Here is a 14,785-nt window from a genome sequence, read left to right as displayed (position 1 = left end):
GGCGTCTGACGGCACGACCCAAGACATCGTTATCACAATCACAGGGACTGACGATGCCGCTGTGATCACAGGTGATACCACGGGCAATACCACAGACCAAGGCACCACGGTGTCTGGTTCGATCAGCATCAGTGATGCAGATAGCGGTGAAAACCCAACCATCAGCAACACCAGCATTGAAGGGGAATACGGCAGCCTCACGCTGACCGATGGCGATTGGACTTACACGGTCGATCCTGACAAAGCCCAAGTCTTGCCTGATGGCGAATCTGCAAACGACACCTTTACCTTAACGGCGTCTGACGGCTCTACTCACCAAATCACAGTCAATGTTGAAGGTAGCGACCAAGCCGCAGTCGTAACTGGAACCACAACGGGCTCCATCTCAACGGACTCACTCTCCACGATGACCGTTGGTAATGCGTTCATCATGGATGAAAACTTCAACGTAGATTCCGGCGAATTCCATACCTTTAATTTCCCGCCGTCGATCAACTTCAGTAGCGGTGGAGTTAACGTCACTTTCAACGACAACGATACACGTCTTGATGGTGATAACATTCGCAACGAATTCACCAACGACAGCTCACAATCCATTGAACTTAATGGCGTTACTTACCCTGCGAACCTCGACTATACGCTGCAATACTCCGATGCGCAGGGCAACATCTATACCATGGCCATTGTCGATGTTGACACCAACGCCGACGGGAATAACTACAATTCGCTTCCGGATAACGGAAAAGTACTGATCCAGCTCAGCGGTCCTGAAATCACACCGGATACCACGCTAGAGCTCGTCGCAAATTCCTACAATAATATCGACAGTCTAAATTACGAAGACATTGCTGCTCCGGTTACAGTGAGTGGGACCATTGCAATCACGGATATCGACAGCGATGACACTCCCACGTTCACCAACACCACCATTGCCGGTGAATATGGCTCACTCACGCTGACAGACGGCGAGTGGACATACACAGCAGATCGCGGAAAACTCCAATCTCTTGGAGCAGATGACAACGTCCAAGATGTTATTACTCTCACTGCCAGCGACGGCACAACACAAGACATTACCATCAGTCTTTCTGGGACCGATGACGACTCGATTATCGCGGGGGATATCTCAGGCAGTATTACAGAGGATACGGGCGCACAAACTGCTTCTGGAACGATCACAATAACTGACCCCGATAGCGGACAAACGCCAACCATTCCAAATGGCACCTTGGCTGGGGAATACGGCTCTTTAACGCTCGTCGATGGCGCATGGACCTACACCGCTGACAGCACATCCATTCAATCGTTGGCTGACGGCGATACTGCCACCGACACTATCACAGTCACGGCGTCTGACGGCACTACCCAAGACATCGTGATCACCATTACAGGGACTGACGATGCCGCTGTGATCACAGGTGACACGTCGGGCACACTCGATTTAAGCACCGACACCCCCACCAGTAGCGACGCCGTATTCACCCCCGAAACAAATACAAACAATGTAGTTTTCTCTTTGGCAGAGTACGCGACAGATGCGCTTGATGACGCCAGTGAGTCCGACGATAGAACGACTTCAGTGAAAATCACCTCATTGCCTGAAGGTGGCACGCTTTACTTCCTTGATGAAAACAACAACGAGGTAGAAGTCGCGCTTGATCAAACCCTGCCAGACAGCACGCAATTCGTGTTTAAACCTCAATTACCTTCTGCCCTTTATACCGAAACTGATATCACATCTGACTCTCAAACGCAGATCATAGAAAACGGAATAACACTCTCTGGCGTTATCTTTACCGGGGATAAACCTGATGCCAACAGCACGTTAAGCGAAACCACATTGGTGTTTGATGACGCGAATGCTGAAATGGGCGTAGGTATAGGTGCAGACAAGGAAATTAATGCTAACAGCAATGAAGCCCTCGTCGTTGATTTCGGAGAAGCACTCAACATTACTGATGCGAATGTCAGTTTAGGCAGTCTGTGGGGCCACTACGATGCCGATGGCGTGAATGCCACGGTAATAGTGCTCGCAGTAAAAGACGGTGAGGTCGTTGGCGAATATGCGTTTGATGATCTTTATGATGGTTCTGGTGAAGCGGTTATCAATATTACTAACAGCGACGGTTTCGATGAACTGCGCCTTTACGTTGAATCTCCTGAAGTCAGTAACTATGTGGTGCAAGGTGTCGAGGTCATCAATGCACAACCAACTACCTCGCTTACTTATCAAGCCGTAGATTCCGATGGCAACGTATCTCCGGTTTCAAGCATATCGTTAAGTTCAGAGGGTAGTGAGACAACGCCACCAGAGAAACAAACACTGACCGTTACTGGTTCTCTCACCATCACGGATATTGATGAGGGTGAGAACCCAAGCTTCATCAATACAACATTAATTGGCGAATACGGCACGCTGGTACTTGTTGAAGGGAATTGGACCTACACTGTCGACCCCGAAAAAGCACAGCCTCTAGGGCATGGTGTTGAAGATACAGATGTATTCACAGTTACAGCGACGGACGGCACGACACAGAATGTAACCATAACTCTCACTGGCACAAACGACCTTGCTTCGATCACTGGCGACGCCACTGGCACAGTCAGCGATTCAGACGCTTTCACCTCAGGCACGATCACCGTTGTTGACCCAGATACCGGTGACACAACCACCATTGCGAATACCTCTATTGTCGGTGACTACGGTACCTTCTCGCTGACCAATGGCAATTGGACCTACACCGTTGACCCGGCAAAAGCACAGCCACTGCCGGAGGGGCAAACCGAAACAGATACCTTTACCCTCACCGCCTCCGACGGGTCTACCCATGACATCGTGGTCTCTGTTGTAGGTACTGATAATGCCGCTGTTGTTACAGGGACAACGTCCGGCAGCGTTGATGCCGGAGGATTTAAAATTGATGTGGAAGGCGGGAGCAGCATTTCAGCCGATGGCGATGCGGTCTCGTCAGACAGCAATAGTGGCTGGACAACGACCACCACCACCATTGATGGCGTGCCTTATGTAATATCAACGCAATTCAGCGTGAATGGTGTCACCATCATTTCTCGTGTCGAAAACGATGGGTCACTCACAGAGACTGACCGCATCACGTATGACCAATCAGCGGGCACGGTGATCAGCCAATCGCTTGGTGATATTACGTCGCTACTCCAAAGTGAAGGTATCGCACCCAAAGCGCTGGGCAGTGGATTACACCAATCCAACGTGCAAAGCATTGATGGTCAAGAAATCCTCTTCCTGACATCACAAAACAGCGGGTCTATCACGACATGGGAAATTTCCCCTGACGGGCAGTTATCATTGAATGGTGGGCTTTCTCAGTTCGGGCATTCGCAGCCAGGCATACGCGGTGGTATCGTGCGTGAGAGTGTGGTTTTCGAAGCCGAAGATGGCACGGATCTCGTGTACGTCAGCCGTCCTCAGAGTGACACCATCGACATTCTGACTTTTGATGCGGAGACAGGTAGCCTGCAAGAAACCGGAACGTCCATCGCGTCCATCGACGGCGTGTCAGGTATCGATATTATTTCTGTTGATGGAAACGCGTTCGTTGTCGCCAGTGGTAACGGCGGTGTCAGTCTCTACTCGGTAAACAGCGCAGACGGCAACTTGACCCAAGTGGACAGCGAGTCTGTCACCGCAGGTGGCGGCAGTGCGGTTAACTTCTACCAAAATGCAGACGGTACAACCTACGCGATTGTTTCAAGCAGCAGCAGTGGCGAAACGTCTGTCTTTGAGGTGAGCTCTGACGGTTCGCTCTCACTGACCGATACCCACACAGGGGCTGGCGCGTATATGTCAACAGCGGGATACATCGACGGCGTCCCTGTCTTTGTTACCCCAAATGAAACATCTGGCGTTGATCTCTACACCCTATCAAGCGATGGCGATTTGGTTCATCAAGGGCACATTGCCGGTATCGAGAACGACTATACTCCTCCTGTCATTGTTCAAACAGCGGATGGTAGTTACTTCCTTGTTGATGCTGATGGCAACGCCGCGACGGTCAAATTGGACATAGGCACACCTGAAGAGGTTACCGTATCGGGCTCAATTGCCATCTCTGATATCGATGCCGACGACACGCCCTCTTTTGCCAATACCACGGTTGAAGGCCAGTACGGTACCCTCGTTCTGACCGATGGAACATGGACCTACACACTGGATGAAAGCAAGTCTGCAAGCCTTGGGGAAGACCAAACAGCCCTAGACACCATCACGCTGACGGCCTCAGACGGGACGACGCAAGACATTGTTATCACTGTCACCGGAACCGATGCTCGTCCAGTTGTTACCGGCGATACAACGGGCGCAATTACCGAAGATGTGGGCGCACAAACCGCATCGGGTACGCTGACCATCACCGACCCTGACAGTAACCAAGCCCCCACTTTCACCAACTCCACGATCTCTGGAGACTATGGTTCATTGACCATCGCGGCAAATGGCGCATGGACTTACACCGTTGATTCAAACGCGGTGCAATCACTAGCAGAAAATGAAACCGCCCTAGAAGAAATCACAGTGACGGCAAGTGACGGAACAGAGCAGGTGATTAGCATAACGCTAACGGGGACAGACGATGCTGCTGTTATCTCGGGAACAACCTCCGGCAACGTCTCGGAAGGTGATCTCGGTGATGTCATATCAACCAGCGGGACCTTGTCAGTTTCGGATGAGGACAGCACAGTTACGCTTCTGAACAGCACGCAAACTGGGGACTATGGCAGTTTCTCAATGGTCAATGGAGAATGGACGTATACACTCGATAACAGCAAAGCCGATAGCCTGAATGCAGACCAACAAGTGACTGATACTTTTACAGTGACCGCATCTGACGGCACTGAACAGGAAGTCGTTATCAACATCACGGGCTCTGATGATGCGGCCGTCCTATCTGGAGACACCACAAGTACCATCAGCAACTTTACGTCAAACACCTTTAATACAACGCTCAGCCGCGACAGCAATGGAACATGGGATGTGGGAGACGGCGATAGCATGTATCTCAACATCAGTAACGTTCAGACCAGTGCCGCCTACCAAAACAGCGTCGGTTACTATGTGCTCGATGGCAGCGGTAATGTGGTTCGCTCAGCGATTTTGTTCGACAACGCACACAACACCAATGGTACGAGTATCAACATCAACACTGCAGGCGGCGAAAAAGTCGGACTGTTTATGATCCCAAATGGCAATAGCCAAGGGTTTAACAACGGCAGTGTCACCCTAAACTTCTCCGGCAACGGCGTCACAGCAACACAAGGCAGAGCCTCTGGCACGACATTCGTCTCTGAATCATCGAAAAATGGCAGCGGTTTTGATTATGAGCAGAACTCCGGCACGTCATCTCGCTGGGAAGACATTCTCGGTGGCGGCGACAGAGACTTCAACGATGTCACCTTCACAGTGACCGCGAGTCAACAACAAACGCAAGCCGTTACTGCGAGCGGTTCGATCTCGGTGTCCGATGTGGATTCCGCTGATAACCCAACGCTGCCTAACACTACAGTTCAAGGCGAATATGGCACACTGGTGCTTACCAATGGGAATTGGACATACACCTTCGATGACAGCAAAAAGACTCAAATTGACGATGAAACACTAGAAACAATCATCATCACCGACTCAGAAGGAGGCAAGCACGAAATCGTCATTGCGCTCGAAGGTACGGACGATGCTCCCGTTGTAACTGGCGTATTTACAGGTGCAGTCACCGAAGGCGATTACGGTGATAGCGTCACCGTTAGCGGTTCGATTGCGATAAATGACCCGGATGCAGACGACACGCCAGAGTTCTTAAACACAACGATCGAAGGTGAGTACGGCATTCTGACTCTGTCTGATGGGGTGTGGACCTATGAGTTGGATGATGTAAAAGCCGAGGTACTGTCAAGCACAGATCACGTGACAGACTCGATTACATTAACGGCCACTGATGGCACCGTTCAGAATATTAACATTTCAATATCAGGCACCAACGACAACCCATTTGTCGTTGGAACAAACAACGCAGCCATTGTTGCGCCAGATACCGTCACTCAAGAATACGTTGATATCAACAATGCCTTTGTTTTGAATGAAGGCTACACCTATTCGGGTGGTGACATGCAGTATTACGGTAACGAGCCTACGTTCCGCTTTAATGACTCAGGGTCAACCATTCGCTTTTACGACAATGACAATCGTGTTGACGGCGATACGTATAGGAACGAATACTCGCAAGATTCCAACCAAAAAGTCGAGATCAATGGCGTGCTGTACGTCGCCACCTACGACTACCAACTCGATTATCAAGACAGTGCTGGTAATATCTATTCCTTCGCAGTGTTCGATGTGGACTTGGACAGAGATGGCAGCTTCATATACGACGCAAACGAACAAGGTCGTGTAATCGTTCAAATTGATGGCCCTCAGATAACGCCAGGGCTAACCATGGATTACGTGAGAGATACACCAAATCAACCCACATCCATGTCTTATTCGGATTTCACAGACCTCGGCGGAGCATCACTGGAAGCAAGGGGAACGCTGTCGATTGTGGACTTGGATGGAAATGAAAGCCAAGCCACCTTTGCCGATACTACTGTTAACGGGCAATACGGCTCGCTGGCATTGGTTAACGGAAACTGGACATACACCCTAGACCCACGCTCGACCCCGTCACTTGGTGATCATGATACGGTAAACGAAGTTATCACACTGACCGCAACGAATGGCGCGCAAACACAAGTTAACGTGACAATTGGTGGTTCAGAGAGTGCAGTTAGCAACGCTGTATTAGACAGCGTCAGCAACTCACTATCCGATGTTATTGCACTGGATGATATCACCTTCTCTGGCAGCGACAGCAATGACCGAGTGGCAGGCAGCGATACCGCAGATGTACTGCTCGGTAATGCTGGAAACGACATAATCTATGGTAACTCAGGTGCTGACATCATTGATGGAGGCCTAGGTGATGACCTCATATTTGGCGGTGCCGGAAACGACCTGATGGCGGGTGGCAGTGGGTCTGATACCTTTGCTTTCCTGAGTGGAGAACAAGGCTCAGTGAATAACTCCGCCGTTGATCATATCGCAGATTTCGATGTCGCACATGATGCGTTGAATCTTTCAGACCTGCTCAACAACGAAACCGAGGACACGCTCGAAAGCTACCTATCCATCGTCGATGACGGCGAAGGGCACGCGATGTTGAGCATTTCGTCTAACGGCGATGGAAATGTGGACCAACAGGTTGTCTTTGACAACATGAGTGTCGAAGACATGGCCAGTGCCTACAGCGTCGACATCAGCGGCATGACGTCTGAGCAAATCAGCAGTTCAGTCATTGATGCCATGATAATGCAAAGCAAGATGATCATAGATTAACCATACCCTCCCGAAAGGGAGACATAAGAGCCTTGCGCTTTCGTTTGCCGGTCACATTGTAGACCGGCTTTTTTACATTTATTTTGCTTTTACCCACACAAGATGCCGCTATAATCCAGCCACTAAGAATTTTGCGTACAATCTATCGATTGTGCGTTATAGAGCGAAGCCAACAAATGAAACTTAAACACCTTTTTCTCCCTCTTTTTGCCGCCATCGCCCTGACCGCTTGCAGTGATGAGCCTAAGGACACGCCAAAATACACCACACTTGAAACGCCAGTGACCGTGACGAATGTTCCTGCGATCAACGAGATTTTCAGTCTGTCTTGTGGTGGCTGTCGCGCGATGGAAGATGCAATTCCTGCGATTGAACAAGCAGTGGGGGAAAAGGTTGGCAAATCACACGTAACCTTCAACGAAAGCTCAACATTTGCCGCGTTGATTTACTACTCAGCTATCTCGCAAACCAATGGCAACCCGTCAGAAGCATTGGTTAAAGACTTATTTAAGTATGTCCAAGAGCAGCAAACTGAATCCGTAGAAGACAACAAAAAGACACTGTCAGCCTTGTTTGCCAAGTATGGTTTAACAAGCCCTTATGATTTGGATGAGGCGCAACAAGAAAACATGTTTGCGGAAATCGAACGTGCGGATCAAATCACCGTGGAGTCGGGCATCACATCCGTACCAGCGTTTCTGGTTAATGGTAAATACCTTGTTCACACCAATGCGCATGCAAGTGCCGCGGATTTAGCAGATACGCTAAAAACGCTTCTGAATAAAAAGAATTAAACTGAACCACATCCAATGAAAAACGGCACCTTTAAGGTGCCGTTTTTGCTTATCTTAGTCGTTCAAAACCTGCTTTTAGATCTTCAATCAGGTCATCAACATCTTCCAAACCGATATGAACACGAACCAGTGTTCCGGTAAAATCCACGGGGCCCGCTGGGCGAATTGCATTTAGCTCTTCAGGTTGATTTGTCAGGATCAAAGACTCATAGCCACCCCATGAGTACGCCATACTGAAATGAGAGAAGTTATCCAGATAATGGGCAATCTGTGCTTGGGTTAACTTCTCCTTCAGGACAAAAGAAAACAGGCCACAGCTTCCAGAAAAGTCACGTTGATAATTTTCGTGCCCTTTCGCTTCCGGCAAAGCAGGATGATTTACTCTCTCGACTTCAGGACGTTGACTGAGCCATTTTGCTACTGCCAAACCGTTTTCATGATGCTGTTTAAGACGAACGCCCATCGTTCGCAGACCGCGCGCTGCCATATATGCAGTATCGGCATCTACCATTTGCCCCATCAGGTACGAACGCTCTCTCAGTCGCTCCCAACACTTGGCATTGGCTACAGCCGTGCCAATCATTGCATCAGAGTGCCCAACAATGTATTTGGTTCCCGCTTGAATTGAGATGTCGATATCATGCTCAAGAGCCTTAAATAAGACCCCCGCTGCCCATGTATTATCAATCATGATAATAGCTGTAGGATTCGCTGCCCGCACCGCATTTACGATGGCTGGGATATCCGGCACTTCCATCGTAATTGAACTGGGAGCTTCTAAAAAAACCACCGTTGTTTGTGGTGTCATGAGCTTGGCAATATCTGCGCCCATCATGGGATCGTAATATGTCGTCGAGACACCCATGTCGTTTAGGATGGTGTCACAAAATGCTTGTGTCGGCTCGTAGGCACCACCTGTCATCAGAACGTTGTCACCGGTTTTAACAAACGACAAGATGGAATTTGCTATCGCAGCCGCACCACAAGGGTAAAGAACGCACCCAGCCCCACCTTCCAGCTCCGTCATCGCATCTTGAAACGAAAAGTGAGTCAGTGTACCTCGTCGCCCATAAAACAGCTCGCGCTCACCTCGGTGTTTTGTTGCGAATTTTTTTTGCTCAACCGACTCGAAAACAAGTGAAGATGCTCGCTGAATGACGCTGTTTACACCACCTTTGCAGTACTTTTCTTTTCTACCAGCATTTACTAACAAGGTACTGAGTTTATCGGATGACATGAAATTCCTTTTCAAATTAGCCAGAACGTTAAGCGAATCTTTCATAAGTCCGCATCAATTTACGCATGGTACCTTAGCTTTTAGTAAAAAACAGCGAAAGCAAGCCTCTATCTCTAAACATCCGATAGATGTAACCCTGATATCCCAACAAAGAAAATGTTGCCTGTTCGACAAAACCGAACGTCACCGCTCAACTATTGCCTAGGTACGCCTACGCTCGTCATACCCTGTACTATATTTATTGCATTGAAACTAAAAGGGAGATTTGAAATGACTAGCGCAAGAAGCCCAAGAACGAAAACCACTTTTTCATCATCCCTGCTTCTCACCGTTATCGCGTTTGTTTTTTCATTTACGTCCCCTGTATCACTCGCATCGTCTTCAAAACCGCTTGTGTTTGGCGTAGTCCCTCAGCAGTCATCCGCCAAGCTGATCAGAGACTGGAGCCCTGTCATAAGGAAGATCACGAAAATGACGGGCATTCAGATACGCTTTGCAACAGCCCCCAATATTCCCGAGTTTGAGCGACGGCTGGCGCAGGGAATGTACGACATTGCCTACATGAACCCCTATCATTTTACCGTGTTTAATGAATCACCAGGTTATCAAGCGGTTGCACATGCGAAAGACAAGAAAATTAAAGGGATTTTGGTTGTCAGTAAAAACTCTGAAATTGAAGGCCTCAATGATCTACACGGGCAAAATGTGGCGTTTCCAGCACCTGCCGCCTTCGCGGCAACCTTGCTTACTCAGGCCACATTGAAAAATCAAGGAGTCGAATTCACGCCACATTATGTCGGCTCGCACGACTCGTCATATATCAGTGTGTCTGATGGCCTCTTCAGCGCAGGAGGCGGAATTGTACGCACCTTAGGCGCAGCTCCTTCTGAAACAAAGGAAAACTTACGGGTTCTTCACACAACGAAGGGGTATACCCCGCATGCGGTTGCGACACATCCTTCCGTTTCCGATGATGATCGGGCACGTATACAAAATGCGTTTATTGCGCTTTCTCAAAATGATGAGGGAAAAGAGACGTTAAAAGCCCTTAACATTACAGGTTTCCAAGCCGCATCTAACAGTGACTGGGATGATGTCAGAGCATTGAATATTTCGGTTATTAAGCCTAAGTAAATTTGGTTTTTCAGCATGACGTTTCGCCTGAAGACAATTCTTGGTATTGCTTTTATCGAGCTTATATTGCTTGCAATCCTCGTTGCTTCAGGCCTGTCTTGGCTAAAAGATTCCAATGAACGTTTGATCATTGATAACGGCGAATATCTCTCCAACACCTTCGCTATCGCAACACGAGACGCCATTATTTCCACCGACCTTGCGAATTTAAGGGCATTTGCCGATGAAGCAGTCCGGGAAGGTGACATTGTTTACATTCGTATTAAAAACGACCAAGAACAGATTTTGGCCGAAGCCAGCAATATCAGCGCAGAAACCATAAATCCCAATTATTCACAGTCCCCGTCCGAAGCCGACGATGGGATATATGACGTTCAAAGAAACGTCACCATTGATGAGTGGCGTGTCGGGCAAATTGAAGTTGGGCTCGATATTACGTCCTTTAGTCAACTTATTCATCAAGCCCAAAAGTACGGTATTTCTCTTGCTGGCCTTGAAATTGCGCTTGTCGCTCTTTTCTCTTTTGTATTTGGGACCCTTCTGACGCGACAACTCGCCGCTTTGCAAACAGGTGCTGCCTCTATTCAAGAGAATGGTCCTGGTGAAACCATTCCTGTAAAGGGTAAAGACGAAGTTGCGCAGGTTGCGCAAGCGTTTAACGACATGTCCGTCGCACTCTATCATTCCTATCAAGAAATTTCTTACGAAAAAAATCGATTTAAACAACTTGCTGCGCAAAACAAAATGCTGGCCGAGTTGGTTGAACAGTCGCACGAAGGCTATTTAGTCACAGATGCCGAAGGCAGAATTCTACGGACAAACCATGCGATATCCACGTTATTTGGCAAACAAGAAACCAGTTTTAAAAACGTATTTATTCGTGATGTGTTAATTAACGATGATAATGACACAGAAGGGAGCACCGCGATCAGCGAGGCGTTTGAACTTGTACAAACTCGACAATTTAAGACCCAGTATCAGAAAGATGAAGACACTATTCTCTGGTTAGAGGTTTCTATTTCTCCTATTTTATCTGTTGAAAACGTTGCTGATAACTATGCCTTCATCGTCCGAGATGTCAGCGAACGACACGAGTATGAAGTTCAACTGAAAACCGCGCTGGCCAAGGCAAAATCAGCTACAAGAGCGAAGTCAGAGTTTTTGGCCAATATGAGCCATGAAATCCGAACGCCAATGAATGGCATCATCGGCATGTCCGACATTCTGCAAGACACGACACTTAGCGATGAACAACATGAGTATGTTGATATCATCAATTCGTCGTCTTTAAACTTGCTCGCTCTCATCAACGATATTCTCGACTTTTCTAAACTAGAAGCAAACAAAGTCTCCCTAAGTAACGAACCTTTTTGTTTACGTGACTTGATAGAAGAGTCGATGAGTCTCGTCGCCTATGAGGCCCTAAAAAAGGATTTATCCGTCGTTCTGGACTTGCCTCCTGATCTTCCTACTCAACTCCTTGGAGACAAATTCCGCCTTCGTCAAATTTTAAACAATTTACTTGGCAACGCCGTGAAATTCACAGAGCACGGCTATGTGAAAGTGATAGTGACCCATGAAGGAATGACACAAGACCAAATTATTCTGACGCTTGCCATGGAAGACACAGGGATTGGTATTCCGGAAGGGAAAGTCACTCAAATAACTAACGCCTTTGAACAAGCGGATAACTCCTCATCGAGACGTTATGAGGGCACCGGCTTGGGGCTTTCAATCACCAAAAGATTATTGCAGCTGCATGATTCAGAATTAAATATCAGCTCCAAAGAAGGGCAAGGCAGTACGTTTTCCTTCTCGATACGCTTTGACATCACGGGTAAAAATGAGGATACGAAAAATGCGCTGGTTGGCAAGCATATTGCCATTGTCAATGCAGACCCAATGCACCGTTCTATTTTAAGCCGATATTTTGAATATTGGGGATCATCCGTCGAATACCTAACAACACAAACGCAGCTCATAGGAGGCAGTCACTACGATGCTGCCGTTATTCTCTTCTCGCAGTACAATGCGTTTAACGATTTAACACCTTGTCCAAGCGTAGGGATATTGCCGGATCTTAGGCACATCCAACGTGTAAACAATACAGACAATAATTGGCAGTTAATCACTAAGCCTCTGCGTATGCTCCAACTGTTAGCAGCCTTGCGCGTGTTGCTAGACATAAAACAAGAAGTTGCTTATGTCCACCTGACTGAATCTCTCCCTCCTATTTCACCCGCCATAAGCGGGCTAAAAGTCGTGGTGGTCGACGATGTACAATACAACCGGAAGGTACTTCACCAATACCTGAAGGAAATAAGTCGAGATATGACCTTTGTCTCTAATGGTGAGCAAGCCCTTGCATTGTACCGAAGTGAGCCATACGACATTCTCCTCACCGACGTTTCAATGCCAGATATAGATGGTTACGAACTCACCCGTTTGATTCGTGAGTTTGAACATTACCATGGTCTCGACCCAGCCTATATTATCGGGCTGTCCGCTCATGCTGACCTAGACGATACGAAGCTTGCTTTAGAAGCGGGTATGAACGACTACCTTACCAAGCCTATTCATCGCGCATTTTTAATTAAAGCACTTAACGCAGCCGCCACTGCCAGAGCAAACCTCCTCGCCTCAAACAGCTGATAGCTGTAAATTTTCCCTAAAAAGCTCAGCTTGCCCTATTTTCGACTCAGCGAGTTTTTGCTTTGAAGGCGAGTTTTTGCTTTTTCTAAAGCCATTGTTTGCCTCACACTCCAAAATATAACATTAATATATTGATATTATTGAACATTAAACTTGGCTCTCTACTTGCTTTCATTCTCCTCCTATAACTTACGTTGAAGCAGTGAAGTCGAAGCAACGATGACAATTCCAAGCGGTCTGCAATTTACACTCACGGTGGAAGGATTACCGGAAGACACGTTCGCGGTAACAGCATTTTCGGGTAACGCCGCCCTCTCTTCCCTGTTTTCTTTTCAGGTGCAACTCGCCAGTCGTGATGAATCCCTCTCGGCGATGGACACCATGGACCGCAACGTCTGTCTGCGTTTGTGGCAAGACGGGGAAATCCAACAACGCATTCATGGCATTGTTCGCCAGTTCACGGTGGGTGATACGGGGTTTCATCACACGTTTTATACCGTGGAGATAGTCCCTGCCCTTGCCCGCCTTTCTCTTCGTCAGAACAGCCGTATTTTCCAGCACAAAACCGTCCCTGAGATTATCAGCATCCTCTTGCAAGAAATGGGCATTGATGACTATGCCTTTTCAATTTCGGGCAACCCTGAGCCACGCGAGTACTGCGTGCAGTATCGGGAATCAGATTTGGCCTTTGTCGAGCGACTCGCCGCCGAAGAAGGGATGTTCTATGCCTTCTACCACAATGAAAACAGCCACACCGTGCTGTTTACCGATGAGGTACAGACGTTGCCAGTCATGCCTTCGCCTTTGTTGTATAACGTCAACCCCGGTGGTCTCAGTACCACGCCCTTTGTTAGACGTTGGCAAAACATCACCCAAGTAAAACCGTCGTCTGCGCAATTGAAAGATTACAGTTTCAAAAAGCCCGCCTACGGCTTCTTGCATGACGCCACGGGCACAGAGATGGCCTACCAACGCGGTACCTATGAACACTTTGATTACCCCGGCCGCTATAAAGCGGACAGCGCAGGCAAACCCTTTACCCAGTATCGCCTTGAACATTTAAGAAGCGATGCCATCACGGCGACCGCATCGAGCAATGTATTGCCCCTGTACCCCGGACACATCTTCACGCTAGAAGAGCATCCCGAGGAGGCCAACAACCGCAACTGGACTATCGTCAGTACCACCTTTGACGGCACACAACCGCAAGCATTAGAAGAGCATGGCTGCGAAGGCATGACGACTTTCCACAATACCTTCTCGGTCATTCCGGCGCACCGCCCGTGGCGACCAACCCCGCAGACGAAACCTTGTGTGCAAGGGCCCCAAATCGCCATAGTAACGGGCCCTGAGGGCGAAGAGATTTTCTGTGATGAACACGGGCGTGTAAAAGTGCAGTTCCCGTGGGACCGCTATGGCAATAGTGATGATGCCTCAAGCTGTTGGGTCCGTGTTTCCCAAGGCTGGGCGGGCAGCCAATATGGCATGATGGCCATTCCCCGTGTTGGCCATGAAGTGATTGTCTCTTTCTTAGAAGGCGACCCTGACCAACCGATTGTTACAGGCCGT

Annotated in this window: 6 protein-coding genes; 5 read left to right on the top strand and 1 reads right to left on the bottom strand. The window is 48.4% G+C overall.

Annotated elements, in window-relative coordinates; translation table 11 throughout:
• The first annotated feature begins 25 nt into the window (after positions 1–25).
• Positions 26–7,399 (top strand): VCBS domain-containing protein, encoded by a 7,374-nt coding sequence (locus LRP49_RS24715; protein ID WP_274146282.1) that lies wholly within the window; start codon positions 26–28, stop codon positions 7,397–7,399.
• Positions 7,400–7,575: 176 nt separating this feature from the next.
• Positions 7,576–8,193, top strand: coding sequence for a thioredoxin domain-containing protein (locus LRP49_RS24710; RefSeq protein WP_274146281.1), 618 nt, complete (start codon positions 7,576–7,578; stop codon positions 8,191–8,193).
• A 49-nt stretch (positions 8,194–8,242) separates the two neighbouring features.
• Here LRP49_RS24710 and metC read toward each other — a convergent pair whose 3' ends face one another.
• On the bottom strand, positions 8,243–9,430 hold the full coding sequence (metC, locus tag LRP49_RS24705) for a cystathionine beta-lyase (RefSeq protein ID WP_274146279.1): 1,188 nt from the start codon (positions 9,428–9,430) through the stop codon (positions 8,243–8,245).
• 270 nt (positions 9,431–9,700) lie between these two features.
• On the opposite strand from metC, the gene LRP49_RS24700 reads away from it, so the two are divergent.
• The 3 genes from LRP49_RS24700 to tssI form a co-directional block, all read left to right on the top strand.
• A complete protein-coding gene (locus LRP49_RS24700; RefSeq protein WP_274146277.1) occupies positions 9,701–10,564 on the top strand; it encodes a phosphate/phosphite/phosphonate ABC transporter substrate-binding protein in 864 nt (287 codons plus the stop codon).
• A gap of 15 nt (positions 10,565–10,579) precedes the next feature.
• A complete protein-coding gene (locus tag LRP49_RS24695) occupies positions 10,580–13,216 on the top strand; it encodes a hybrid sensor histidine kinase/response regulator (RefSeq protein ID WP_274146276.1) in 2,637 nt (878 codons plus the stop codon).
• 219 nt (positions 13,217–13,435) lie between these two features.
• The coding region (tssI, locus tag LRP49_RS24690) for a type VI secretion system tip protein TssI/VgrG (protein WP_274146274.1) at positions 13,436–14,785 on the top strand (1,350 nt) is incomplete at its 3' end.

Source organism: Enterovibrio qingdaonensis (assembly GCF_028683135.1).
Taxonomy (GTDB): Bacteria; Pseudomonadota; Gammaproteobacteria; order Enterobacterales; family Vibrionaceae; genus Enterovibrio; species Enterovibrio qingdaonensis.
This window is presented reverse-complemented; position numbering and strand designations above follow the sequence as displayed.

What these genes read in the sequence shown, in the direction of transcription:
- LRP49_RS24700 (WP_274146277.1), top strand. Translation starts at nt 9,701, where the DNA reads ATGACTAGCGCAAGAAGCCCAAGAACGAAAACCACTTTTTCATCATCC.
- LRP49_RS24710 (WP_274146281.1), top strand. Translation starts at nt 7,576, where the DNA reads ATGAAACTTAAACACCTTTTTCTCCCTCTTTTTGCCGCCATCGCCCTG.
- LRP49_RS24695 (WP_274146276.1), top strand. Translation starts at nt 10,580, where the DNA reads ATGACGTTTCGCCTGAAGACAATTCTTGGTATTGCTTTTATCGAGCTT.
- metC (WP_274146279.1), bottom strand. Translation starts at nt 9,430, where the DNA reads ATGTCATCCGATAAACTCAGTACCTTGTTAGTAAATGCTGGTAGAAAA.